Annotated in this window: 19 protein-coding genes; 6 read left to right on the top strand and 13 right to left on the bottom strand. The window is 69.1% G+C overall.

Annotated elements, in window-relative coordinates; genetic code table 11:
- Positions 1 to 70 precede the first annotated feature (70 nt).
- Both JJL56_RS23870 and JJL56_RS23865 read left to right on the top strand, forming a co-directional pair.
- The gene (locus JJL56_RS23870; protein WP_247891214.1) at positions 71 to 1348 is read left to right on the top strand and encodes an efflux RND transporter periplasmic adaptor subunit; all 1278 of its coding nucleotides are present in this window, start codon (positions 71 to 73) and stop codon (positions 1346 to 1348) included.
- A 14-nt stretch (positions 1349 to 1362) separates the two neighbouring features.
- Entirely contained in the window at positions 1363 to 4626 is a 3264-nt protein-coding gene (locus JJL56_RS23865) for an efflux RND transporter permease subunit (protein WP_200486542.1), read from the top strand.
- A 16-nt stretch (positions 4627 to 4642) separates the two neighbouring features.
- On the opposite strand, the gene JJL56_RS23860 is transcribed toward JJL56_RS23865, so the two are convergent.
- The 6 genes from JJL56_RS23860 to JJL56_RS23835 all read right to left on the bottom strand — a co-directional run bounded on the left by JJL56_RS23860 (position 4643) and on the right by JJL56_RS23835 (position 11605).
- The gene (locus JJL56_RS23860) at positions 4643 to 5068 is read right to left on the bottom strand and encodes an NUDIX hydrolase (RefSeq protein WP_094304876.1); all 426 of its coding nucleotides are present in this window, start codon (positions 5066 to 5068) and stop codon (positions 4643 to 4645) included.
- Between the two features lie 129 nt (positions 5069 to 5197).
- Complete coding sequence (dgcN, locus tag JJL56_RS23855) at positions 5198 to 6211, bottom strand: N-acetyltransferase DgcN (RefSeq protein WP_145627369.1); 1014 nt, start codon at positions 6209 to 6211, stop codon at positions 5198 to 5200.
- 51 nt (positions 6212 to 6262) lie between these two features.
- A complete protein-coding gene (locus JJL56_RS23850) occupies positions 6263 to 8338 on the bottom strand; it encodes a TRAP transporter permease (protein WP_200486541.1) in 2076 nt (691 codons plus the stop codon).
- A 170-nt stretch (positions 8339 to 8508) separates the two neighbouring features.
- Positions 8509 to 9486 carry a TAXI family TRAP transporter solute-binding subunit gene (locus JJL56_RS23845; protein WP_211110690.1) on the bottom strand — a complete coding sequence of 326 codons (978 nt, stop codon included), beginning with the start codon at positions 9484 to 9486 and terminating at the stop codon, positions 8509 to 8511.
- Positions 9487 to 9630: 144 nt separating this feature from the next.
- Positions 9631 to 10482, bottom strand: coding sequence for an S-formylglutathione hydrolase (gene fghA, locus JJL56_RS23840; RefSeq protein ID WP_145627374.1), 852 nt, complete (start codon positions 10480 to 10482; stop codon positions 9631 to 9633).
- A gap of 7 nt (positions 10483 to 10489) precedes the next feature.
- Positions 10490 to 11605 (bottom strand): S-(hydroxymethyl)glutathione dehydrogenase/class III alcohol dehydrogenase, encoded by a 1116-nt coding sequence (locus JJL56_RS23835; RefSeq protein WP_186453007.1) that lies wholly within the window; start codon positions 11603 to 11605, stop codon positions 10490 to 10492.
- Between the two features lie 132 nt (positions 11606 to 11737).
- Between JJL56_RS23835 and JJL56_RS23830 the strand changes: the two genes are divergently transcribed.
- Positions 11738 to 12640 carry a LysR substrate-binding domain-containing protein gene (locus JJL56_RS23830; RefSeq protein WP_200486540.1) on the top strand — a complete coding sequence of 301 codons (903 nt, stop codon included), beginning with the start codon at positions 11738 to 11740 and terminating at the stop codon, positions 12638 to 12640.
- A gap of 180 nt (positions 12641 to 12820) precedes the next feature.
- Positions 12821 to 13900 (top strand): calcium-binding protein, encoded by a 1080-nt coding sequence (locus JJL56_RS23825; protein ID WP_200486539.1) that lies wholly within the window; start codon positions 12821 to 12823, stop codon positions 13898 to 13900.
- Between the two features lie 78 nt (positions 13901 to 13978).
- On the opposite strand, the gene JJL56_RS23820 is transcribed toward JJL56_RS23825, so the two are convergent.
- The 3 genes from JJL56_RS23820 to JJL56_RS23810 all read right to left on the bottom strand — a co-directional run bounded on the left by JJL56_RS23820 (position 13979) and on the right by JJL56_RS23810 (position 17764).
- Positions 13979 to 15214, bottom strand: coding sequence for a YeeE/YedE family protein (locus JJL56_RS23820; protein WP_200486538.1), 1236 nt, complete (start codon positions 15212 to 15214; stop codon positions 13979 to 13981).
- 130 nt (positions 15215 to 15344) lie between these two features.
- A complete protein-coding gene (locus JJL56_RS23815; protein WP_200486537.1) occupies positions 15345 to 16592 on the bottom strand; it encodes a cation:proton antiporter in 1248 nt (415 codons plus the stop codon).
- 62 nt (positions 16593 to 16654) lie between these two features.
- Positions 16655 to 17764 (bottom strand): MBL fold metallo-hydrolase, encoded by a 1110-nt coding sequence (locus JJL56_RS23810; protein ID WP_247891213.1) that lies wholly within the window; start codon positions 17762 to 17764, stop codon positions 16655 to 16657.
- Positions 17765 to 17847: 83 nt separating this feature from the next.
- Here JJL56_RS23810 and JJL56_RS23805 point away from each other — a divergent pair, with 83 nt between their 5' ends.
- On the top strand, positions 17848 to 18930 hold the full coding sequence (locus JJL56_RS23805; protein WP_200486535.1) for an ABC transporter ATP-binding protein: 1083 nt from the start codon (positions 17848 to 17850) through the stop codon (positions 18928 to 18930).
- A gap of 117 nt (positions 18931 to 19047) precedes the next feature.
- On the opposite strand, the gene JJL56_RS23800 is transcribed toward JJL56_RS23805, so the two are convergent.
- The 3 genes from JJL56_RS23800 to JJL56_RS23790 form a co-directional block, all read right to left on the bottom strand.
- Positions 19048 to 20775 carry an ABC transporter permease gene (locus JJL56_RS23800; protein WP_200486534.1) on the bottom strand — a complete coding sequence of 576 codons (1728 nt, stop codon included), beginning with the start codon at positions 20773 to 20775 and terminating at the stop codon, positions 19048 to 19050.
- Between the two features lie 19 nt (positions 20776 to 20794).
- Positions 20795 to 21835 carry an ABC transporter substrate-binding protein gene (locus JJL56_RS23795; RefSeq protein ID WP_200486533.1) on the bottom strand — a complete coding sequence of 347 codons (1041 nt, stop codon included), beginning with the start codon at positions 21833 to 21835 and terminating at the stop codon, positions 20795 to 20797.
- 140 nt (positions 21836 to 21975) lie between these two features.
- A complete protein-coding gene (locus JJL56_RS23790) occupies positions 21976 to 22422 on the bottom strand; it encodes a hypothetical protein (RefSeq protein WP_145627387.1) in 447 nt (148 codons plus the stop codon).
- A gap of 189 nt (positions 22423 to 22611) precedes the next feature.
- On the opposite strand from JJL56_RS23790, the gene JJL56_RS23785 reads away from it, so the two are divergent.
- Positions 22612 to 22926, top strand: a complete 315-nt coding sequence (locus JJL56_RS23785; RefSeq protein WP_145627389.1) for an Rdx family protein — start codon at positions 22612 to 22614, stop codon at positions 22924 to 22926.
- 7 nt (positions 22927 to 22933) lie between these two features.
- On the opposite strand, the gene JJL56_RS23780 is transcribed toward JJL56_RS23785, so the two are convergent.
- The gene (locus tag JJL56_RS23780) at positions 22934 to 24067 is read right to left on the bottom strand and encodes a D-alanyl-D-alanine carboxypeptidase family protein (protein WP_145627390.1); all 1134 of its coding nucleotides are present in this window, start codon (positions 24065 to 24067) and stop codon (positions 22934 to 22936) included.
- Between the last annotated feature and the right edge of the window lie 256 nt (positions 24068 to 24323).

Genomic DNA, 24323 nt, shown 5'->3' with positions numbered 1-24323 from the left:
TGACCGGCAACGCCATTTGACCCCATCCGGGCTGGGCGCTCGGCGTTCCGCTTCCCTTTTATAAAGGGTGATGGCCGCAGCTTTCGCGCGCTGGGGAACGCCGCCGATCCATGCAACCATCGATGTTCCGGCAGCGGGAGCGGGGGCGACCATGATGGTGGTGGGGATCAGCAGGGCCGCATCCTGGATGAAAGCCGGGCCGGCGATACTCCTTGCGGCCATCGGCGGCCTATGGGTGGCCGGTTCGTCCGGCTACGCCGCCGAGACCGCCCATAACGCTCCGCCGCCGGTGACGGTCAGCCCGCCGCTGCGCAAGGAGATCGTCGAATGGGACGAGTTCACCGGCCAGTTCCAGGCGGTGGACTTCGTGGAGATCCGGGCGCGGGTCAGCGGCTATCTCGACTCCATCGCCTTCCAGGACGGCCAACTCGTCAAGCAGGGCGATCCGCTGTTCGTCATCGACCCGCGCCCGTTCGAGGCGGCGCTGGCCTCGGCGCAGGCGGAGCAGCAGCAGGCCGAAGCCAAGCTGGACCTGTCGAACCGGCAGCTCGCCCGCGCGTCGGAACTGCGGCGCAGCGACAACGTCGCGGCCAGCGTGTTCGACGAGCGCCAGCAGCAGGTCCGCGTCGACGCCGCCGGGGTCGAGGTGGCGAAGGCCGCCGTCCGGACGGCGGAGCTGAACCTGAACTTCACCCGCATCACCGCCCCGATCGCCGGCCGCATCAGCCGGCGCGAGGTCAGCGTCGGCAACCTCATCGTTGGCGGCGACACCAGCACGACGACCCTGTTGACCACCATCGTCTCGCTCGACCCGATCTACTTCACCTTCGATATGAGCGAGTCCGACTATCTCGCCTACCAGCGGGCGGCGGCGCGCGGCGCGCTGAAGTCGCAACGCGACGGCGGCATCGAGGTCGAAGGCCGCCTGTTCGACGAGCAGAGCTGGCCGCTGAAGGGCACGCTCAACTTCATCGACAATCAGGTCAGCCCCGGTGCCGGCACCATCCGCGCCCGCGCCGTCTTTCCCAACCCGTCGCTGCTGCTGACGCCCGGCCAGTTCGGGCGGCTGCGCCTGCCGGGGTCCGACCGCTACACCGCCACGCTGATTCCCGATCAGGCCGTGGTCAGCGATCAGGCCAACAAGATCGTCCTGACGGTCGCCGACGACGGGACGGTGGTGCCGAAACCCGTGCGCCTCGGCCCCATCGAGGACGGGTTGCGCGTCGTGCGCTCCGGGCTGGAGGAGACGGACAAGGTCATCATCAACGGCCTCGTCCGGGCCCGGCCGGGCGCCAAGGTGACCCCGCAAGCCGGACGGATCGAGCCGCCGAAGCCGCCGGCCGGTTGAGCGGAGCCGGGGCCATGAACCTCTCGCACTTCTTCATCAACCGGCCGATCTTCGCGGCGGTCCTGTCCATCTTCATCACCCTGATCGGGATCTTCGCCTATCTGACCCTGCCGGTCGCGCAATATCCGGAGATCGCTCCGCCGACCATCGTGGTCAACGCGACCTACCCCGGCGCGTCGGCGCAGGTGGTCGCCGACACCGTGTCCGCCCCCATCGAGCAGGAGGTCAACGGCGTCGAGGACATGCTCTACATGGCCTCGCAGGCGACCAGCGACGGACGGCTCCAGCTCACCATCACCTTCAAGCTGGGCACCGACCTGGACACCGCGCAGGTGCTGGTGCAGAACCGCCTCGCCGTGGCCGAGCCCCGCCTGCCGGAGGACGTGCGGCGCATCGGCGTGACCGTGCGCAAGAACTCGCCCGACATGCTGATGGTGATCCATCTGAACTCGCCGGATGGAACGCGCGACCAGCTCTACATGTCCAACTACGCGCTGCTGCAGATCAAGGACGTGCTGGCGCGCCTGGACGGGGTGGGCGACATCCAGGTGTTCGGCGCCCGCGACTACGCCATGCGCGTCTGGCTCGACCCCGACCGGGTGGCGGCGCGCGGCCTGACCGCCGGCGACGTGGTGCGGGCGATCCAGGCGCAGAACGTCCAGGTGTCGGGCGGCGTCATCAACCAGCCGCCGGTGCCGACCCCCGGCGCCTTCCAGCTCAACGTCGAGACGCTGGGCCGCCTGACCGACCCGCGCGAGTTCGGGAACATCATCGTCAAGACCGAGGGCTCCGCGGTCACCCGCCTGCGCGACGTGGCGCGCGTCGAGCTGGGGGCGCAGGACTACAATCTGAACGCCTATCTGGACCGCCAGCAGGCGGTGCCGCTGGTCATCTTCCAGAGGCCGGGCTCCAACGCGCTGGAAACCGCCGACCGCATCCTGGCGACCATGGCGGACCTGTCCAAGGGCTTCCCCAGCGGGATGCGCTACGACGTCGTCTACAACCCGACGGAGTTCATCGCGCAGTCGGTGGAGGAGGTCTACAAGACGATCTTCGAGGCCGTGGCGCTGGTCGTCGTCGTCGTCATCCTGTTCCTTCAGACGTGGCGCGCCTCCATCGTGCCGATCGCCGCGATTCCCGTCTCGCTGATCGGCACCTTCACGGTCCTGGCCGCGCTGGGCTATTCGCTGAACACGCTGTCGCTGTTCGGGCTGGTGCTGGCGATTGGCATCGTCGTGGACGACGCCATCGTCGTCGTGGAGAATGTGGAGCGCTTCATCCGCCAGGGCATGAAGCCCAAGGACGCCGCGCACGAGACGATGAACGAGGTCGGCGGCGCGCTGATCGCCATCGCCCTGGTGCTCACCGCCGTGTTCATCCCGGCGGCCCTGGTCAGCGGCATCTCCGGCCAGTTCTTCCGCCAGTTCGCGGTGACCATCGCCACCGCCACGGTGATTTCCTGCCTGGTGTCGCTGACCCTCAGCCCGGCGCTGTGCGCGCTGCTGTTCAAGCCGCACGAGGAGCACCCGCCCAAGCCTTCACCTCTGACGCGCCCGGTCCACGCCTTCTTCCGCGGCTTCAACCGGGGATTCGACCGGTTGTCGAACGGCTATGCCGGGCTGACCGGGCGGCTGGTGCGGCTGCCGGTGATCGTTCTGGCGGTCTATGGCGTGCTGCTCGCCCTGACGGCGTGGCAGTTCAGCCGGGCGCCGACCGGATTCATCCCGAACCAGGACCAGGGCTATCTCATCACGGTGGTGCAGTTGCCGCCCGGCTCGTCGCTCGCCCGCACGGACGAGGTGGTGCGCACCGCGGTGGACACGCTGCTGAAGACGCCGGGGGTGATCCACGCCGTGCCCTTCGCCGGCTTCGACGGGGCCACCTTCACCAACGCGCCGAACGCCGGGGCGATCTTCGTCACCCTCGCCCCCTTCGCCGACCGCATCCCGAAGGGCCAGACCGCCGAGTCCGTGCTGGGCGACCTGAGGACCCGGCTGGGCGCTATCGAGGACGCCTTCATCATCACCATCCCGCCGCCGCCGGTGCGCGGCATCGGCAATTCCGGCGGCTTCAAGATGATGGTCGAGGACAAGCGGGGCCGCGGCCTGCCCGCGCTGGAAGAGGCGGTGAACGAACTGTCCGCCACGGCGAACCGTATTCCGGGCCTCGTCGGCGTGTTCTCGCTGTTCAACACCAAGACGCCGAAGGTCTTCGCCGACATCGACCGCCAGCGCGCGGAGATGCTGGGCGTCACCGCCGATCAGGTGTTCGAGGCGTTGCAGATCTATGTCGGCTCCTCCTTCGTAAACGAGTTCAACCTGCTGGGCCGCACCTACCGGGTGACCGCGCAGGCCGACGGGCGGTTCCGCCAGACCCCGCGCGACATCGCCAATCTGAAGACCCGCAACGCGCAGGGCGACATGGTGCCGATCGGCGCGGTGGCGGAGTTCCGGGACATCACCGGCCCCTACCGCGTCGCCCGCTACAACCTGTATCCGGCGGCGGAGCTTCAGGGAAACACGCTGCCCGGCTTCTCCACCGGCTTCGCGCTGGCGGCGATGGAGAAGGCCGCGGCCGACACCTTGCCGGACGGCTTCGGCTTCGAATGGACCGAACTGGCCTATCAGGAGAAGGCGGCTGGCAACACCGGCCTGCTGGTGTTCGGGCTGTCCGTCGTCTTTGTCTTCCTGGTGCTGGCGGCGCAGTACGAGAGCTGGGCGATGCCGCTGTCGGTCATCCTGATCGTGCCGATGTGTCTCCTGGCGTCGGTGACCGGGCTGTTGATGCGCGGGCTGGCGGTGGACATCCTGGCGCAGGTGGGGTTCGTCGTGCTGGTCGGGCTGGCCGCCAAGAACGCTATCCTCATCGTCGAGTTCGCGCGCCAGAACGAGCTGTTCGAGGGGAAGGACCGCTTCGAGGCCGCGGTCGCGGCGGCGCGCACCCGGCTTCGCCCGATCCTGATGACGTCCTTCGCCTTCATCCTGGGCGTCGTGCCGCTGATGATCGCGCAAGGGGCGGGGGCGGAGATGCGCCAGTCGCTGGGCACCGCGGTGTTCATGGGGATGCTGGGGGTCACCCTGTTCGGCCTGATCTTCACTCCGGTGTTCTACACGGTGATCCGCGGCCTGTTCAGCGGGCCGCTGGCCGTCAACCAGCATCCTTCCCCAAGCACGGAAGAGCAGCCTGTCCATCCCCAATCCGGGACGGACACCAACCGGTCCGGAGGGTACCATCGGGCCAACGAGGAGGTTCCAGGGGCATCCGCTCCCGAGCGGTAAGCCCCGCCGGACGGGTTCAGTCCGGCGGAATGCCCAGCCGCAGCAGCATCTCCACGAGGCCGCTTTCCCCGACGGCCAGGGCGGCCTGGGACGGCGTCAGCCAACGGCGCTCGCGCTGGCCCTTCTCGGGCCACTCGTCCAGCACCTCGTCGACCTCCAACAGGAAGACGGTCACCGCGCACAGGACCGACTTGTTGACGCTCAGCCGTTTCATGTAGCGGAAATTGCCGAAGGGCCGGTGATCGACGGTGCCCCGCACGCCGGCTTCCTCGTAGGCCTCCCGCGCCGCCATGGCGCAGGGCTTCACGCCCTCCTCCGCCCACCCCTTGGGGATGATCCACCGCTTGGTTTCCCGTGACGTGACCAGCAGGATTTCCGGCCGGCCGTTGCGAAGGCGGAAAGGAAGGGCGGCGTATTGGGTGGCGGGAGTGCGGCTGCTCATCATGTCCAAGTGGGAAGGCCGGACCCGCGATCCAACTCGGCTGAATGGGATGGCGGGCGATCATTCATAGGACGATGGGCGGCTGTGCTTCGTGCCGCCCATCGGCACCATGATCATCCCCTATTAACGTTACTCAGTGGCAAATTCTTCCGTCAGACGGTCAATAATTTCGCCTACGCCAAACCGGATAGGATCGCTGGCCGGAAGGCCATGGGCCTTGGCCGCCGCCTCCAGACAGGCGCGCGCCTCGTCCTCGCCATAGGCCTTGGTGTTGATGGCGATTCCGACCGGGCGGATGGCCGGGTTGGTCAGTTGCCCGCAGCGGATGGTCAGGTCGATGACCTCCTGGATCGACGGCAGCGGGTGCTGCACGCCGCGCATGGTGGTCCGGGTCGGCTCGTGGCAGACGACGAAGGCGTCCGGCTGGGCGCCGTGCAGCAGCCCCAGCGACACGCCCGCGAAGGACGGGTGGTAGAGCGAGCCCTGCCCCTCGATCAGGTCCCAGTGGGCCGGATCGGCCGCCGGGGCGATCCACTCGACAGCACCGGAGATGAAGTCCGCCACCACCGCGTCGATGGCGACCCCGCGCCCGGAGATGAAGACGCCGGTCTGGCCGGTGGCGCGGAAATCCGCGTCCATGCCGCGGGCGCGCATTTCCTTCTCCAGCGCCAGCGCGGTGTATTTCTTGCCGACGGAGCAGTCGGTGCCCACGGTCAGCAGCCGCCGGCCCGGACGCTTGGTGCCCTTGCCGGTGGCGAAGCGCTCGTCGGAATGGCGCACGTTGAAGAGTTGGCGGCCATGACGCGCCGCCGCCTCGGCGATGGCGGGAATGCTCTCCAACCGGGTGTGCAGGCCGCTGGCCACGTCCATGCCGGCATCGATGGCCTGGACGATGACGCTCGTCCAATGCTCCGGCAGGACGCCGCCGGCGTTCACCACGCCGACCACCAGCGTGCGGGCGCCCTGCCCCGCCGCCTCCGCGATGGTCATATCGGGAATGCCGAGGTCGGCCTTGCAGCCCTCCAGCCGGATCTGGCCGAGGCACCAGTCGCGCCGCCAGTCCACGATGCCCTGCGCCGTCTTGGCACCGAGCTGGTCCTGCACATCGCCCAGGAACATCAGGTAGGGATGGGGAATGTTCATGATCGGGTCCTCTCGAAGAGACCGGTTGTTCTTGTCAGGCGGCTTCGGGGCTCAGGCCGTTTCCGGCGTCAGGCGGCGGGCGGACATCTGGCGGAGCAGGACGGGCACGATCAGCGCCAACCCCAGCAGCGACGAATACAGCTCCGGCGCGACCAGCAGGATGGCGGCAAACCCCAGCAGCACCCGTTCCCAGGTCCGCATGGTGGTCAGCAGCCAGCCGGTGAGCGTGGCGCCCAGGCAGACGATGCCGACGATGCAACCGAAGAAGGCGATGAGGAAGTCCGGCCAGGTGAAGCCCGGCGCCACCAGAAGGAGCGACGGCGAGAAGACGAAGACGAAGGGCACCAGAGCCTTCGCCAGACCCAGCCGGAAGGCTGTGTTGCCAGTCTTGAAGGGGTCCGCTCCCGCCATGCCCGCCGCCGCGTAGGCGGCCAGCGCGACCGGCGGCGTGATGTCCGCCAGCACGCCGTAATAGAAGACGAAGAAGTGCGCGACGATCGGCGCCACGCCCAGCAGCCCCAGCGCCGGCGCGGCGATGGTCGCCATGATGATGTAGTTGGCCGTCGTCGGGATGCCGCAACCCATCAGGATGCAGACGATGCCGGTCATGACGAGCGTGAACAGCAGCGTCAGCCCCTTCACGTCGGCCAGCCAGCCCGGCAGGAAGGCGCCGAGTACCCCGGCCATCTCGCCAGCGGTGGAGGTGACGATGTAGGAGATCTTGAAGCCGACCCCGGTCAGCGTGACCACGCCGACGATGATGCCCACGGATGCGGCCGCGGCGCCGACCGCCAGCGCGTATTTGGCGCCGTCGCGCAAGCCGTCCAGAACCTCCCGGATGGTCATGCGCTTGCGCGGGTTCAGCAGGCCGACCGCGATGCACAGGGTGATGCCCCAGAAGGCCGCCAGATAGGGGGTGTAGCCGGCGATCAGGATGCCGATCAGCACCACCAGCGGGATGACCGTCGGCCAGTCGCGGCGGAAGGCTTCCTTCAGGTCCGGCATCTCGTCCGGGCGCAGGCCGCGCAGGCCGTTGCGCTTGGCTTCCAGATGCACCTGAACCAGCACGCCGAAGAAATGCATGAAGGCCGGGACGATGGCCGCCAGGATGATCGTCGTGTAGGGCAGGCCCAGGAACTCGATCATCAGGAAGGCGGCGGCCCCCATGATCGGCGGGGTGATCTGCCCGCCCGTCGAGGCCGTCGATTCCACCGCGGCGGCGAAATGCGGCTTGTAGCCCAGCCGTTTCATCGCCGGAATGGTCAGCGAGCCCACCGTCACCGTGTTGGCGACCGATGAGCCGGAGATCATGCCGAACAGCGCCGATCCGAAGATGGCGACCTTGGCCGGACCGCCCGCGTAGCGCCCGGCCACCCAGGCCGCGCAGTCGAGGAACAGCTGACCCAGCCCGATGCGCGTGGCGAAGACGCCGAACAGCACGAAATGGAAGACGTAGGTCGCCACCACGCCCAGCGCGATGCCGTAAATGCCCTGCGTCGTCAGGTACAGGTGGTCGACGAGCTGGGAGATCGTGGCGCCGGGATGCTTCAGCAGCCCCGGCATCTGCGGTCCCCAGATCGCGTAGAGCATGAAGATCGACGCGATGATCGGCAGCGGCCAGCCGACCGACCGGCGGGTCGCCTCCAGCAGCACGATGATCAGAATGGAGCCGAGGATCACGTCGGTGGTGGTCGGGTTGCCGACGCGGAAGGCCAGATCGTCGAGCGGAATCAGCGGGACGTGCATCACCGCGACCGCCGCGCCGATGGCCAGCGCCCAATCCTGGAGGCCGATGCCCAGCGGGCGCAGCAGCGTGCCCGCCACCGGCTCGCCGTAGCCGCGCTTGGTGAAGGGGAAGACGAGGAAGACGAGGCCCAGCACGAAGGACAGATGGATACCGCGGTGCTCCATCTCCGCCAGAAGGCCGAACCCCGCGGTGTAGTAGTGGAACAGCGACAGAATGATCAGCAGGCCGCCGACCAGCTGTCCTGCCAGCGGCGACAGCGGCCGGAAGCGGATTTCGGAGTCGAACTTCTCCTCCAGCTCCCGCGCCTTGGCCTCGTCGAGTTCCATGGACGCGGACTCCAGCCGGATGTCGGGCGGCGGGTCGCGATGGGTATCGGTCATGGATGCTCCAGAATGAATCGGGCGAGGCCGGGGGCTTGCTTCATGTCCCCTCAAACCCGAAAACCCTCCAACCCAAGATGGGAAGGAGGGAATGACCCCAGGAATGGGGATGGGAAAAGGCCGCGCCATGCCGGAACGGCCCCGCCCGGTGCATCGTGTTCAGAGGCGCCTTACTTCAGGACGCCCTGTTCCTTGTAGAACTTCTCCGCACCCGGGTGCAGCGGGATGCCGAGGCCCGAGGTGGCGTTCTTCAGCGTGACGAGCTTGCCCTTGGCGTGACCGGCGTCGAGGGCCGCGCGGCTCTTTTCGTTGTAGAGCGTCTTGACGATGTTGTAGACGAGGTCGTCCGGCTGCTTGGCGCTGGTCAGCCACTGGGCGTTGACAGAAATGGTCTGGGTCTCCGGAACGTCCTTGTAGGTGTTGGCCGGAACCGTGTCCTTGGCGAAGAACTGGTACTGGCCCAGCATCTTGTCGATTTCCGGTCCGGTGATCGGAACCAGCGAGATGCCCGACGAGGTCGCCAGTTCGGAAATGGCGCCGGTCGGGTAGCCGCCGACGAAGAAGTAGGCGTCCAGCGCACCGTCGCGCAGACGGTCGCCCGCCGGACCCGGCTTCAGATACTCCGCCTTCACGTCCTTCTCGGTCAGGCCGAAGGCGGCCAGCACAATGCGCGAGTCGACCAGCGTGCCCGATCCCGGCTCGTCCAGCGACACCCGCTTGCCCTTCAGGTCGGCGACCGACTTGATGTTGGCGTCCTTGCGGGCGACGAGATGGATGGTTTCCGGATAGAGCGTGGCGATGACGCGCAGGTCCTCCACCTTGCCCTTGCCCTCGAACAGGCCGGTGCCGGTGTGCGCCCAATAGGCGACATCGGACTGCGAGAAGCCCGACTCGGAGGAGCCGCCGTTGATCGCGTTGATGTTGGCGACGGAGCCGTTGGAGGCCACGGCGGTGGCCACCAGACCGGGCACGCCGCCGTTGGTGCCGGAGATGACGTTGGCGATCAGGCCGCCCACCGGATAGTAGGTGCCAGCGGTGCCGCCCGTGCCGATGCGGAAGAAAGCCGGGCTCTGCGCCACGGCGACGGTGGCGCCGATGGCGACCGCGCCCGCCACGGCGGCGAAGGCCAGACGGCGGGTCTTGGACATGAACTTCACGACAACCTCCCATTTATTTCGCGTCGTAACGAAATCATGCCTTTGGGTAGGAGGCTTGTCGATACGTATGGGTGTCCTGTCCCGTCATACGGCCCATTCCGGGAACGGTTGGGCCGTATGGCGGGACAAAACGCGTCAGTCCGCCAGCAGCGCCGCCGCATGGTGGCGCAGATGGTCGTCGATGAAACTGGCGATGAAGAAATAGCTGTGGTCGTAGCCCGGCTGCATCCGCAGGGTCAGCGGGTGGCCCGCCGCCTCCGCCGCCCGCTGCAGGTTTTCCGGCTTCAGCTGCTTCTCCAGGAAGCTGTCGGCGTCGCCCTGGTCCACCAGGATCGGCAGCTTCTCCGTGGCGCGGCCCAGCAGGGCGCAGCTGTCCCACTCCAGCCACGCCGCGTAATCGGTGCCGAAGAAGCGCTCGAACGCCTTCTCGCCCCAGGGCACGCTCGCCGGGTTGCCGATCGGCGCGAAGGCCGACACGGCGCGGTAGCGGCCCGGATGGCGCAACGCGCAGACCAGCGCGCCGTGCCCGCCCATGGAATGGCCGGAGATGGAGCGCCGGTCGGTCACCGGCAGTTCCGCCTCGACCAGTTCCGGCAACTCCCGCACCACATAGTCGTGCATGCGGTAGTGCTTGGCCCACGGCTCCCGCGTCGCGTTGACGTAGAAGCCGGCACCCAGCCCGAAGTCCCAGGCGCCGTCCGGGTCACCGGGCACGTCGGGGCCGCGCGGGCTGGTGTCCGGCGCGACGATGGCGATGCCGAGTTCCGCCGCCATCCGCATGGCGCCGGCCTTCTGCATGAAGTTCTCGTCCGTGCAGGTCAGGCCGGACAGCCAGTAGAACACCGGCACCTTGCCTGATTCGGCCTGCGGCGGCAGATAGACGGCGAACACCATGTCGCAGTCCAGCACCGCGGAGCGGTGCCGGAAGCGCTTGTGCCAGCCGCCGAAGCAGCGGTTCGCCGCGATCTGGGTCAGTTGCGAATCCATCCGGTCCTCACGGGTTGTAGAGGATGACGGAGCGGATGCTCTTGCCCTCGTGCATCAGGTCGAAGGCCTCGTTGATGTCCTCAAGCCCCATGGTGTGGGTGATGAAGGTGTCCAGCTCGAACTCGCCCTTCAGGTAGCGCTCCACGTAATCCGGCAGTTCCGACCGGCCGCGCACGCCGCCGAAGGCGGAGCCGCGCCAGACGCGCCCGGTGACCAGCTGGAACGGGCGGGTGCTGATCTCCTCCCCGGCCCCGGCGACGCCGATGATCACCGACTCGCCCCAGCCCTTGTGGCAGCATTCCAGCGCCGCGCGCATCACCTTGACGTTGCCGATGCACTCGAAGCTGTAATCGACGCCGCCGTCGGTCATCTCGACCAGAACCTCCTGGATCGGGCGGTCGTAGTCCTGCGGGTTCACCACGTCGGTGGCGCCGAGCTGCTTGGCGATCTCGAACTTGTCGGGGTTGATGTCGATGCCGATGATGCGCGACGCCTTCGCCATGACGGCGCCGATGATCGCCGACAGGCCGATGCCGCCCAGGCCAAAGACGGCCACCGTCGAACCCGGCTCGACCTTCGCGGTGTTGCGCACGGCGCCCATGCCGGTGGTCACGCCGCAGCCGAGCAGGCAGACCTTCTCCAGCGGAGCCGCCTTGTTGATCTTGGCGACCGCGATCTCCGGCAACACCGTGTATTCGGAGAAGGTGGAGGTGCCCATGTAATGGAACACCGGCTGGCCCTTCACCGTGAAGCGGCTGGTGCCGTCCGGCATCAGGCCCTTGCCCTGGGTGGCGCGGATCGCCTGACAGAGGTTGGTCTTGCCGGACAGGCAGAATTTGCACTTGCCGCATTCCGGCGTGTAGAGCGGGATGACATGGTCGCCGACCTGGACGGAGGTGACGCCCGGCCCGACCTCTTCCACGATGCCGGCGCCCTCATGGCCCAGGATGGCCGGGAACACGCCCTCCGAATCCATGCCGGACAGGGTGTAGGCATCGGTGTGGCAGACGCCGGTGGCGACGATGCGCACCAGGACCTCGCCCTGCTTGGGCGCCGCGACCTCGACCTCTTCGATCTCCAGGGGGCGCTTCGCTTCCCAGGCCACCGCCGCGCGTGACTTCACCATCCCACCGTCTCCATGCGTTCGCGTTTCTTTGATGATCGACGTTAGCATCCCGCGCGCGTTGACAACGCTGCAATGTTGGAGAGGATTGTTGCCGTATGGGGATAATCGGCGCGGAAGGGGGGCTGACGGGTGAGCCGCTGGGATGGCATCGACGAATTCGTGGCGGTGGCCGAGTGCGGCGGCTTCTCCCGCGCGGCGGAGCGGCTGCGCATCTCCTCCTCGCAGGTCAGCCGGCAGGTGGCGCGGCTGGAGGACCGGCTGCAGGCCCGCCTGTTCTACCGCACCACCCGCAGCGTGACGCTGACCGAGGCGGGCCGCTCCCTGCTCGCCCACTGCCGCCGCCTGATTGAGGAGCGGGACGAGGCGCTGCTCGCCGTCAGCGACCTCCAGGCGGAACCGAAGGGCCTGCTGCGGCTGACCTGCGCGGTGGCCTACGGCGAGCGGTTCGTGGTTCCGCTGGTCAACGATTTTCTGGAGCGCTACCCCCAGCTCCGCGTCGAGATCGAGCTGACGAACCGCCGGCTGGATCTGGTGCACGAGGGGGTGGATCTGGCGGTGCGGCTGGGGCGGCTGATGGATTCCAGCCTCGTCGCCACGCGGATCGCGCCGCGGGTCATGCATCTGTGCGCCGCCCCGTCCTATCTGGAGCGGCGCGGGACGCCGCGCCGGCTGGCCGACCTTGCCGAGCACGATTGCCTGACCGGCACCGCGGACGGCTGGACCTTCGACGCGGGATCGCTGGAGGATGGAGGCCCGGAGTGGCTGTTCCGGCCGCAGGGGCGCTGGCGCTGCAACAGCGGCACAGCGGTGCTGGACGCGGCGCTGCGCGGCTTCGGGCTGTGCCAGTTGCCCGACTACTACGTGGTGGAGCATCTGACGGCGGGCCGGCTGGTTTCTCTTCTGGAAGCCCACCGCCCGCCCAACACCGCCGTCTGGGCCGTCTACCCGCCGCAGCGCCACCTGTCGCCAAAGGTGCGGCTGCTGATCCAGCACTTGAAGGAAGGGCTGGCCCGGCGGCCGGAATACCGCTGACGACATGGCACCCGCGCTCAAAGAGAAAATCATTTCACCCGACACCCGTCATGCGTCTTCCTGCCGCAGAACATTTCTCACCAGTAGTGACGGCCGTCACGCTCATCTACCTTGAATTGCCGATACCGTCGCGCGCCGCAGGGATGCGGGCACCGAACAACGATCAATCAGGAGATGAGGATGTCGACGATCATTGGCACTGCTGGCGCGGACTCCCTGATGGGTGGATACGATGCCGATACCCTTTCAGGAATGGAGGGCAACGACACTTTGCGCGGTGGGGGAGGCAGCGATCTTCTTGACGGTGGTGCCGGCGATGACTGGCTTTATGGTGTCTCCGGTTCCGACACGCTGCTTGGTGGCGATGGCGACGACCACCTCCATGTCGCGGCCATCCTCTACCATTACAATCAGGTGGATGGCGGAGCCGGCTTCGACACCCTTGTCGTGGAGGGGAGCGGTTCCATCATCATCGACCTCGCGGCATCACAGATCGAAAGGGTCTATGGCGGTGATGGAAATGACAGCTACAGCAACCATTTCGCCGCCACCGCCGTCGAGATCGACGCGGGAGCCGGCAACGACAATCTGTTCGGAGGCAACGGAAACGACACCCTGCGCGGCGATGACGGGAACGATACCATCAATGGCGGCCTGGGGACCGATGTGCTCATCGGCGGCGACGGCATCGACTTGGCGTCCTACATGTACTCCAACGAGGCGGTCACGGTTGACCTTTCCACCGGCATCGGCGTCGGCGGCCACGCGGAAGGCGACCTCCTCAGCGGCATCGAGAATCTCTACGGGTCCTATATGAGCGACACCCTGACCGGGGATTCCGGAGACAACAAGCTGCAAGGGGGGAGCGGCAACGACACTCTTTCCGGCGGGGCCGGAAACGACACCCTTCTGGGCGACTTCGGCAACGATGTCCTGATCGGCGGTGCCGGTGCCGACGCCTTCCGCTTCAACCGGTTTTTCGGAAATGCGGACGTGATCCTGGACTTTGAAAGCGGGGTGGATCGCATCGAACTTGAAGGCTCGAGCTTCGGTCTCCCCGACGGAATGCTTGACGCGGGTCTGTTCGCGCTGGATGCGCCGATGGATGCGGATGACCGCTTCATATTCGACACCGCAACGGGAACGCTGTCCTATGACGCCGACGGTTCCGGCACCGGCGGCGCCGTCGTGATGGCGACGCTGAATGTGAGGACTTTGTCCGCTTCGGACATCGTGTCCGTCCCTTACCAGCCTTTGTAAAAACTTTGCGTCAGCGATGTGGCGGGCCGTCTCTTCGACGGCCCGCCACATCGCTTGTTTCCGATCGGAGCATCCCGCTCAGCAGGCGGTGGGACGTGGCGTGCGCTCGACCACCAGGCCGAAGTACGGGCGCAGGGTGGTGCCCAGATAATTGCCGGCCAGCGCCGCCACGATCCACACCCAGCCGTGCAGGCTGCCCGACGCGATCCCGCTGAAATAGGCGCCGATGTTGCAGCCATAGGCGAGGCGCGAGCCGTAGCCGAGCAGCAGCCCGCCGACCACCGCCGCCACCAGCGACCGCAGCGGCAGCTTCCACACCGGGGCGAACTTGCCGGCCAGCCCGGCGGCGAGCAGCGCGCCCAGGATGATGCCGAAATCCATCACCGAGGTGACGTCGGCCACCACGTTGTCCTGCAACGCCCTGGCTTGGGCCGGGGCTTGCCAGAAGGGCCAGGAGGCGACGTCCACGCCCAGCGCGGCCAGCCCCTTGCTGCCCCACAGCGCGAAGGCCGAGGTGATGCCCCACGGGCGCCCGGCCAGCGCCAGCGTCGCGAAGTTCAGCACCGCCAGCGCCACCGCGCCCCAGACCAGCGGCCAGGGTCCGCGCAGGAAGCGCCGCAGCCCCTCCGTCTTCGCCGGGGCGCCCTCGATCAGGCGGCCGTGGCGCCGCTTCTCCAGCGCGAGGGTGCCGGCATAGACGGCGGCGAAAATGGCGAGGTTGACCGCCAGCGCCACCGGCCAGCCCCAGGCTGCGACCACCGACACCGGAGCGGCCGTCCATTGCGCCTGCCACCAGGGCAGGTGATAGGCGCCCAGCACCGAGCCGACGATGAAGAAGGCCAGCGTCACGACCATCCGCGTGCTGCCGCCGCCCACCGTGAACAGCGTGCCCGAGGCGCAACCGCCGCCCAACTGCATGCCGATGCCGAACAGGAAGGCGCCGGCCACCACCGACAGGCCGACCGGCGACACCAGCCCCTTCACCGGCGTGCCGAACAGCGTCCCCGCCGCCAGCACCGGAAAGAACAGCGCGCAGGCCACGGCGAGCATGATCATCTGCGCCCGCAGCCCTGCCCCGCGCCGGTCCGCGATGAAGACGCGGAAGGCTGAGGTGAAGCCGAACAGCGCGTGGTACAGCACGAGACCCATGGCGCCGCCCACCAGATAGAGCGCCGCCTGCCGCCCCGACACGGCGTCGCCGATCCACAGGCCGCCGCCCACCAGGGCGAGCAGCGCCACGGCGACCACCCGCCAATCGATGCCCGGCAGAAGCGTGGCCGAACCCGCCGCCCGGCCCAGAGTCGTGTCCGTCATCCCGACACTCCAAAACAACAAAAATAAAACGTTGATAAAGGCGATTGCCTGATTGGTTTCAGTAGATAATGGGAGGCTTTCCACAGGAAAGTCCGTTCTGCGCATCCCTGGCCTGCGCGGAGTTGATCCGTCAGCCATCAGGAAACAGGCGCCGCGCCAGCCGGCCGAGCGTCAGGCTCTGCACGATGATGGTGAAGGCGACGACGGCGTAGCAGGCGACCAGCAACAGGTCGCGGTGCGGGTTGTCGGGGAGCGACAGGACCAGCGCCACGGCGATGCCGCCGCGCACCCCGCCCCAGGTCAGCACGGCGGTCGCCGCCACCTTGCGCTGGCTGCGCAGATGGACGGCGACCACGGGCAGGATGCTGGCCAGCCGGGCCACCAGCGCCAGCAGAGGCGCCATGACCGCCGCGGCCATCACCGTCGCCTGCCAGGACAGCACCACCGCCGCCTCCAGCCCGACCAGCATGAACAGCACGGCGTTCAGGATCGCGTCCACCATCGACCAGAAGGCCTTCAGGATGAAGCCCGACCGCTCCGATGAGACATGGTGCTTCGCCGTGTTGCCGATCAGCAGCCCCGCCATCACCACCGCGATGGGTCCGGACAGGCCGAGCCGCTGGGCGAGGCTGTAGGTCGCCGCCGCCAGGGCGAGGGAGATGGCTAGCTCCACCGCCGGATCGTCCGCCCGGCTTTTCGCCCAGAAGGCCAGGGACCCGGTCGCCAGCCCGAGCAGGCCGCCGCCGCCCGCCTCCCTCACGATGTCCCAGGCGACGCCCAGAACCGTCACATCGGTGTCGGTCCCGGTGGCCAGCCCGAGCAGAAGGACGAACAGCACCACCCCCATGCCGTCGTTGAACAGACTCTCCCCGGCGATGGCGGTGCGCAGCCCCTCCGGCAGCGGCGCCTTGCGCAGCACGGCCAGCACCGCCACCGGGTCGGTCGGCGCCAGCGCCGCCCCCAGCACCAGACACCACAGCAGCGGCACCGGCTGGCCCATGGCGTCGAAGACCATCCACATGCCGGTGCCCATGACGGCGGTCGAGATCACGACGCCCAGCGTCGCCAGCAGCGCCACCGACCAGCGCCGCCGCCACAGCGTACCGCTGTCCTGCTCCACCGCCCCGGCGAACAGCAGGAAGGCCAGGACACCCTCCAGCAGCGCTTCGGGCAGGTGGGTGCTGGTCACCAGACGGTCCTCCCAGACGCGGATGTCGATGGCCGGGACCAGGGTCCCAACCACCGCGGTCGCGAAGGCGAAGCCGAAGGCCAGAAGGAACACCCCCGCCGTCGCCGGCAGGCCGAGCAGGCCGCGGCTGGCGAAGCTGAACAGCGCCGCCAGCGTCAGCAGGATGGACAGCAGCTCGAACGTGCCCATGAACCTCCGTCGGCAAAGGGACAAGCCATGCCAACAGGGCGTCCGCCGCGATCCTCTCGCGCTCAGTCCTCCGGAGCGTCCAGACCCTCCAGGATTGCCGGGGCGAAGGCGGCCCGCCAGCCCTCCCGGTGCCGGATGTCGCCGAAGGCGGGCAGCACCAGCTCCGCCCCCGTCGCGGCCACCAGCGCCGTCAACTGGCGCAGCGAGGGGTGGACGTTCCAGCGCAGGTATCGCGCGCGCCCCGCATCGACCAGGGTGCGCGACGGTGTGCCCGCGGCAAGGTAGCCGGTGAAGACGATGTCCGGCCCGCCCGCCTCCGTCCTGCTTGGCCCGGCCCAGCGCTCCACCAGTTCGGCGGCGGTGCCACTGGTGGCGTTGGGACCGGCGGCGAAGGTCACGTCGCGCGGGTCGCCCGGCGCCTTGGCGCGGTCGAGCAGCCGGCGCAAACGCTCCTCCGCGCCGGGACGCAGGGCGGTGTCGGCCTCGGCCAGCAGATGGGCGATGGCGGCGCGGTGGGCGTCGTCGATGGCCGGGACGACGCCATGGTCCAGCGCCCAGAGCGCCATCTCCGGCCCGCGCCCGTCCGCCGCCACCGGAAACAGCGCGCCGCCCGCGTGCAGGAAGGGCTCCAGCGCGGCCAGCCGCTCCGCCTGCGGGGTGTCGTCCAGCCCGTAGGAGGCGTCGAGGATCACCCGCCGCGCCGGCGGCGGCGGGTCGAAGGGGAACAGGGCCGACTCGTCGGAATGGTCGCCCATGTAGAGAATCCCGCCATCCTCCGTGCCCAGGTGTATCCACACCCCGCCCGGCGCGTGGCCGGACCGCCCGGTGGTCACCGGCACGCCCTGGATCTCCACCGTTCCACGGACCGGCAAGGGATGCGCCGCGACGGTCGGCGGCAGGAAGCGGGCGGCCAGCGGGGTGGCGTAGACCGGCGGGCTGCCGACCCGGTGGCGCAGGCGCAGGGCGCCGGCATGGTCACCGTGGGTGTGGGTGATCAGGATGGCGTCCACCCGCCCCGCCCCGCTCAGCGGCGGCAGGCGCCCGGCGTCCGGCCCCTCGCCGAGGTCGAGCAGCAGCCGCGCCCCGCCGATCATCGCCAGGAAGCAGGCCGGTCCCTTGTCGCCCAGACCCGACAGGGCGCGCAGCCGGACCTTGCCCCCACGCCCCGTCATAGCAGCGTCACTTGACATCACGCCCCCGTTCCGCACTGTGCCTATCCCTCGCCGCCTTCCTGAATAGCGCGACTTCCGGTGCCATGACCATCCAGACTCCCGCACTTCTGATCGACGACGCCTCCCGCCACTATGCCGGGACGCCCGCCCCCGCGGTGGACGGCGTGACCATCGACGTGGCGGCCGGGGAGTTCCTCGCCCTGCTCGGCCCGTCGGGCTGCGGGAAAAGCACGCTGCTGCGCATGGTCGCCGGCTTCGAGCGGCTGGACGGCGGGCGCATCACGGTCGGCGGGCGCACCCTGTCCGGCCCCGGCACCCACGTCCCCCCGGAGGAGCGGCGGATCGGCCTCGTCTTCCAGTCCTACGCGCTGTGGCCGCACATGACGGTGGCCGGCAACGTCGCCTACCCGCTGGAGACTGCCCGCGTTCCCCGCGCGGAGCGGGAGCAGCGGGTGCGCTCCGCGCTCGACACGGTGGGGCTGTCGGGCTTCGACGCCCGCCACCCCGCCGAGCTGTCGGGCGGCCAGCGGCAGCGCGTGGCGCTGGCCCGCTGCCTCGTGATGAGCCCGGAGCTGGTGCTGCTGGACGAGCCGCTCGCCAACCTCGACGTGCATCTGCGCGCGGCGATGGAGGAGGAGTTCGCCGACTTCCACGCCAAGACCGGCGCCACCATGGTCTACGTCACCCACGATCAGGCCGAGGCGATGGCGCTGGCGACGCGCATCGCGGTGCTCGACCACGGGCGGCTCGCCCAGGTGGCGGCGCCCCGCACGCTCTACCGGGAACCGGCGACGCGCATGGTCGCCGGCTTCGTCGGCCAGGGCGCGGTGGTGGACGGTGTGGTGGCGGGTCCGGTCGCGGACGGCCGGGCGCGGGTGCGCCTGTTCGGGGCGGAGGCGCTCGTCCGCTGCCGCCCCGGCCAGCCGGCGGGGCCGGCGCTGGTCTGTTTGCGGCCCGAGGATCTGGAGCCCGCGGCGGACGGCCCCATCGCCGCGACCGTAGTGCGCGCCGCCTACAAGGGCGGCTTCGTGCTGGTCGAGGCCGAACCCCAGGCGGCACCGGGCGTGCGCCTGCTGCTGCGGGTGTCCGGCGACGCGCAGGTCGCGCCGGGCGAAGCGCTGCGCCTCGCCGTGCGCGATGGCTGGGTGGTGCCGGAGGGGGTGTGAGAGAGTTCGGGAACCGGGCCCCCACACAACCCTCCCCCGCTCTCGCAGGGGAGGGCTTCATCTCCTCCCCTTGCGAAGCGGGGGGAGGTCGGGAGGGGGGCCCGTCTCAAGAACGTCTCACCCCCGCCAGGGAATGATCCCCGCCGGCAACCGCCGGCCCAGCCAGCCGACCGCCAGCAGCACCGTCACCACCACCGCGATGGTCACCACGCTCAGCGCCGCGGCGAGCGTCGGGCTGCCGCCCTCCTCCAGCGCGTAGACGACGACGCCCAGCGTTTCCCGCCCCTGCGACCACAGCAGGATCGACACGGTCAGTTCGTTGAAGGCCGTCAGGAACACCAGCACCCCGCCCGCCGCCGCCGCGGGGGCCACCAGCGGCGCCACGATGGTGCGCAGGCGGCGCAGCGGTCCGGCGCCGCAGGCGCGCGCCGCCTCCTCCATCGCCGGGTCCAGCGCGGCGCAGGCGGCCTGGGCCGGGCGCAGGGCCAGCGACAGGAAGCGGGCCAGATAAGCCGCCAGGATGATCCCCAGCGTGCCGTACAGGCTCACCCCTAGCAGCGGCAGCGGCTTCAGGAAGACCAGGATGCAGCCGATGGCCAGCACCACGCCTGGCACCGCGTGCGGCAGCTCGATCAGCACACCGACGGCGCGGACCAGCCGCCCGCCCCGCCCCGCCCCGGCCATCGCATGGGCCAGCGGGATCGCCAGCAGGATCAGCAGCAGCGCCGCCACCCCCGACAGGACGAACGAGTTGGTGAAGGCCCGCCCCACCTGATCGAGCCCCAGCACCGTCGCGTAGTGCGCCAGCGTCGCCGTCTCCGGCCCCAGCGGCAGGCCGTAGACGCGGATCAGGCTGGTCGAGGCCAGCGCCGCCAGCGGCGCCGCCAGGATCAGCGCCACCACGGTCCAGCAGAGGATTTCCAGCGGCCGCCGCGCCCGGCCCAGCCGCAGCACCGCCGCGGGCGCCGAACCGCCGATCACCCGCGCGTCCACCCGCGCCTGAAGGGCCATCTGCGCGGCGATGCCGACGCAGGCGATGGCGCCGATCAGCACGGCCAGAACCGCCACCTCCGGCAGGACCGACGGGCCGAAGCCGGCCAGCCGCCGGTAGATCAGCGTCGGCAGCACCGGAATTCCCGCCGGGATGCCGAGCAGAGCCGGAACCCCGAAATTGCCCAGCGCCGCGACGAAGGACAAGGCCAGCCCGGCGGCCAGCCCCGGCAGGCTGAGCGGCAGGACGATGGTGCGCAGCACCCGCCCGCGCCGGGCGCCCGCCGCCTGCGCCGCCTCGACCAGATCGCGCGGCACGGCGCGCAGAGCGGCGCGCAGCGCCAGGAAGACCAGCGGCGCGTGCTCGATCCCCATCACCAGGATCATTCCGGCGGAGGAATAGACGGGATTCGGCGTTCCCGGCGCCGGAGCGAGGCCCAGCGGCTTCAGCAGCGGGCTGCCCGACCCGGCGAGGTGAATCCACGACAAGGCGACGATCTGCGCCGGAATCATCAGCGGCAGGATCAGGCAGAAGGCCAGCGCCGTCTTGCCTCGCAGATCGGTCATGCCGCAGAGCAGCGCGAAGGGCACGCCCAGCGCCGCCGCCACGACCGTGGCCCCCGCCGCGATGGCGACGCTGTTCCCGGTGGCGCGCCACGTCATCTTGGAGGTCAGCACGCGGGTCAGCGCCGTCAGGTCGCCCGCCGCCATCGGCCCGGCGACCTCCCACACCAGCCGCAGGATCGGCAGCAGGACGATCAGCCCGGCCAGCGCGAACAGCAGCGGCGCCCCGGAAACGGAAAAACGACCGGCGGCACGGAAAGGCCGCCGGTCGCTGAAAGTGGCAAGACTCATTATCAACCGCCGGATGGGCTCAGCCGCCGAACAGGTCGGCGAAGTCCTTTTTGTTGGCCTCGTCGTCCTTCAGCGCCTTGGCCGGGTCATAGGGCATCAGCGAGATGAAGGAGGTGTCCGGGAAGCCGGCCGGCGGCGCCACCCCCGGCAGCGCCGGCAGGAAGCCCTGGCGGGAGGCCAGCTCCTGCCCCTCCTTGCTCAGCAGGAAGGTGATGAAGGCCTTGGCGGCGTCGGGATTCTTGCTGGTGTTCAGGATGGCAACCGGCTCGGTCACCGCGCTGACGCCCTCCTTGGGGAAGACGAAGGCGACGGGGGCGCCCTTGGCCTGCTCGCGGATCGGCAGATAGTCGACGATGACTCCGTACAGCTTCTCGCCGCTGGCCACCGACTTCAGGATGCCGCCGTTGCCCTTGGCCGCGGTGGTGCCGTTGGCCTGGAGCTTCTCGTAGAAGGCCATGCCGAGGTCCGGCTGCTGCTTCACGGCGGCCATGTGGATGGCGGCGGCGCCGGAATAGAGGGGGCTGGGCATCACGGTGGTGCCCTTGGCCTCCGGCTTCAGCAGGTCGAGCCAGGAGGACGGCTTCATCGGCGCCGCCGTGTTGTAGGCGATGCCGGTGGTGATCAGCTTGGTGGCGAACCACGTGCCGTCCGGATCGTGGGTGCCGGGGCGGTAGCCCTGGACCGGGGCGTCCTTGTAGGCCAGCAGGCGCTTCTCCGCCTTCAGCGACTCCATGGTCACCGCGTCGGCAATCAGCAGCAGGTCGGCCTGCGGGCTGCCCGCGGCGATCTCGGCGCGGAGCTTGTTCATCAGCTCGGTCGTGCCGCTGCGGACCCATTCGACCTCGACGCCGGGATTCTTGGCCTTGAAGGCGTCCACCGTCTGCTTCGCGTCGGCTTCGAGCTGCGAGGTGTAGAGCACCAGCTTGCCGGCCGGCTTGTCGGTGGCGGCCTGGGCGGCGGCCTGGGCGGGCAAGGCCAGCAGAAGCGCGCCGGCGGCGGCGGCGATGGTCGTCCCGATGGCGGCGAACGCCGCGGCGAGGTGTGTGCGCTTGGCCTTCATGTCTCCCGTTTCCCTCTCTGGTCGCGTCTCCGCCGGTCCGAAGCCCCCACTGGATTGCCCCGGTATGCGGACGAAGGCCCTTGTTTACGCCAGAACCATGACAGCCGCGTGACGGCGGCCGTTCCGGACGGTCTTGAGCGTCATACCCGATTGAGGCGGCTCAGGGAAAGGGGACGCCCTGCGGAGGGAGGGTCGACGGGGGCGGATTCCTCCTTGCGGACGGCCAGCGCGTTGCGGGTGGCCTCCAGCCGGTCGGCGGAGCGCGCCACGGCGTTGGCGCTCTTGCGCAGGCGGTACAGGCTGCGCACCATGCTGTCCACCGCCGCACCGCGGAGTTGGGCGGCGCGGGCTGCGGGAGCGTTCTCTTCGCCAGGCACGGCGTGCAGGGGTGCCGGCTTCGTCACCAGCAGGGTGGAAACCTCAAGCCGCATGGCGTTGTCGCGGACCGCGTGCACGCGGTGGACGAGATCGGCCAGGGAGATGTCGCGGCACAGGCCACGGCACCACAGGGCACCGGGTTCCGACCGCATGCAGAAGCCGCAGCCCGTTTCCTCGTTCCACAAACGCTTGGCTGTGTGTACCGGCATGCTCCACCTCGTTGCCCCGGCTCCAGAAGAGCGCCGGAGGGGGCCGCGAGGCAAAGCGTCATTGGCAATACTGCTCTATGGGGAGGCCGCAATGCCCCTTCTTCGAACGGAGTCGCGCGAAGGGCTTGGAAGACAAGCCGTTCGGCAGCACCCTTACCGGCGACAGCCCAAGCGACAGGAGCAAGGACCGTGACCAGCGAAGCCCCAGCCCCCGACCGGCCCATCCTTCAAATCGAGTATTGCCGCCAGTGCCGCTGGATGCTGCGCGCCGCCTGGATGGCGCAGGAGTTGCTGACCACTTTCGAGGATGAGTTGGGCGGCATCACCCTGATGCCCGGCACCGGGGGCATCTTCGAGGTGCGGCACGGCGCGGCGGTGGTCTGGTCGCGCAAGGAGGAGGGCCGCTTCCCCGACATCACCGAGTTGAAGCAGCGGGTGCGCGACCACATCGCCCCCGACAAACCCCTGGGCCACGCCGACCGCAAGCGGCCGGCGGACCCCTGAGAGTTGTTTAGCGGATGGCCTTCACGTCGGTGACGGCCACCGTCTGCTTGGGCGGCGCGGCGCCGAAGCCCTGCTCCAGCAGTTCGGCGACCTCGCGGTCGCGGGCGGCGGCGGTGGTGCCGCCCAGCACGACGGCGACCAGCCGCTGGCCGTTGCGGCTGGCGCTGCCGGCGAGGTTGAAGCCGCTGAGGTTGATGAAGCCCGTCTTGATGCCGTCGTAGCCTTCGACCCGGCCAAGCAGCCGGTTGTGGCCGGGCACCACCGTGCCGTTCCAGTCGAAGCGGGTGCGCGAGAAGTAGGCGTATTCCCGCGCCGGGCGGGACACCACGGCGCGCGACAGGCGGGCCATGTCGCGGGCGGTGGTGCGCTGCTCCTTGTGCGGCAGGCCGGAGGCGTTGCGGAAGGTGGTGCTGGTCATGCCCAGCGCCTGCGCCTTGGCCGTCATCATCTCGGCGAACTGCTCCTCGCTGCCGCCCAGCGCTTCGGCGAGCACGACGGCCACGTCGTTGGCCGACTTCACCGTCAGGGCGAGGATCGCGTCCTCCACCCGGATGGTCGAGCCGACGGCGAGGTTGAGGCGAGACGGCTTCTGGTTGGTGGCGTGGCGCGACACCGGCAGTTCCTGGTCCAGCCGCAGCGTGCCCCGCTCCAGCGCCTCGAAGGTCAGGAGCAGGGTCATCATCTTGGTCAGCGACGCCGGATAGGTCAGCGTGTCGGCGTTCTCCGAATCGAGGACCCGGCCCGACTGCGCGTCCATCAGCACATAGGCATGGACCGGACGGAAGACGGCGGCGCCCGCCACGGTGCCGGCGGCGGCCCCGGCCGCGACGCGCCCCGCGCGGCGCGCCTTGCCCGTGCGATGGACGGCGGCCTTGCGGACGGCGGCCTTCTGAGTGGCCGATTTGTGGACGGCAGCCTTGTGCACGGTGCGGACGGCGGCGGGCTTCGCCGTCGTCCTGGACGCCGCGGCCTTCTGGGGCACCGTCTTGGCGGCCGTCTTGGCGGTGGGCTTGGGCGCTTGCTTGTGCACCGTCTCCTGGGCCGCCTTGGCGAGGGCCTCCGCAGGGTTGACGGCGACGGGCGTGGCAACGGCCAGGGACAGAAGCAGCGGCAGAACAAAACCGTACGGCGAACGCGGCATGATGGCGACCGGATGGAGAGATGGTCGCCTCCTCTACCCTGAAAGCGGTTAACAAAAAATGTGTCGAATCTTTGGAGTCTTGTGTGATTTTACGGTTCGCGTGGACCTGCGGCCATTTACCATTCGCTCGCCCACGGCTCCGCCAATGCCTGTGTCGCAGCGGCAACGCTGCTGTGCACATTGTGGCACAGAAGCATCATCCGGAGCGATGTCACTTGTGCCACGTCGCCGCGGGCGTCAGATGTCTTATGCCGAA

The organism is Azospirillum aestuarii, assembly GCF_016632405.1.
GTDB classification, from domain to species: domain Bacteria; phylum Pseudomonadota; class Alphaproteobacteria; order Azospirillales; family Azospirillaceae; genus Azospirillum; species Azospirillum aestuarii.
The sequence above is the reverse complement of the archived record's forward strand: the minus strand, read 5'-3'. Positions and strand labels throughout refer to the sequence as shown.

Coding starts and splice junctions, on each gene's coding strand:
- JJL56_RS23870 (WP_247891214.1), top strand. CDS start 71: ATGGCCGCAGCTTTCGCGCGCTGGGGAACGCCGCCGATCCATGCAACC.
- JJL56_RS23865 (WP_200486542.1), top strand. CDS start 1,363: ATGAACCTCTCGCACTTCTTCATCAACCGGCCGATCTTCGCGGCGGTC.
- JJL56_RS23860 (WP_094304876.1), bottom strand. CDS start 5,068: ATGAGCAGCCGCACTCCCGCCACCCAATACGCCGCCCTTCCTTTCCGC.
- dgcN (WP_145627369.1), bottom strand. CDS start 6,211: ATGAACATTCCCCATCCCTACCTGATGTTCCTGGGCGATGTGCAGGAC.
- JJL56_RS23850 (WP_200486541.1), bottom strand. CDS start 8,338: ATGACCGATACCCATCGCGACCCGCCGCCCGACATCCGGCTGGAGTCC.
- JJL56_RS23845 (WP_211110690.1), bottom strand. CDS start 9,486: ATGTCCAAGACCCGCCGTCTGGCCTTCGCCGCCGTGGCGGGCGCGGTC.
- fghA (WP_145627374.1), bottom strand. CDS start 10,482: ATGGATTCGCAACTGACCCAGATCGCGGCGAACCGCTGCTTCGGCGGC.
- JJL56_RS23825 (WP_200486539.1), top strand. CDS start 12,821: ATGTCGACGATCATTGGCACTGCTGGCGCGGACTCCCTGATGGGTGGA.
- JJL56_RS23820 (WP_200486538.1), bottom strand. CDS start 15,214: ATGACGGACACGACTCTGGGCCGGGCGGCGGGTTCGGCCACGCTTCTG.
- JJL56_RS23815 (WP_200486537.1), bottom strand. CDS start 16,592: ATGGGCACGTTCGAGCTGCTGTCCATCCTGCTGACGCTGGCGGCGCTG.
- JJL56_RS23810 (WP_247891213.1), bottom strand. CDS start 17,764: ATGACGGGGCGTGGGGGCAAGGTCCGGCTGCGCGCCCTGTCGGGTCTG.
- JJL56_RS23805 (WP_200486535.1), top strand. CDS start 17,848: ATGACCATCCAGACTCCCGCACTTCTGATCGACGACGCCTCCCGCCAC.
- JJL56_RS23800 (WP_200486534.1), bottom strand. CDS start 20,775: ATGAGTCTTGCCACTTTCAGCGACCGGCGGCCTTTCCGTGCCGCCGGT.
- JJL56_RS23795 (WP_200486533.1), bottom strand. CDS start 21,835: ATGAAGGCCAAGCGCACACACCTCGCCGCGGCGTTCGCCGCCATCGGG.
- JJL56_RS23790 (WP_145627387.1), bottom strand. CDS start 22,422: ATGCCGGTACACACAGCCAAGCGTTTGTGGAACGAGGAAACGGGCTGC.
- JJL56_RS23780 (WP_145627390.1), bottom strand. CDS start 24,067: ATGCCGCGTTCGCCGTACGGTTTTGTTCTGCCGCTGCTTCTGTCCCTG.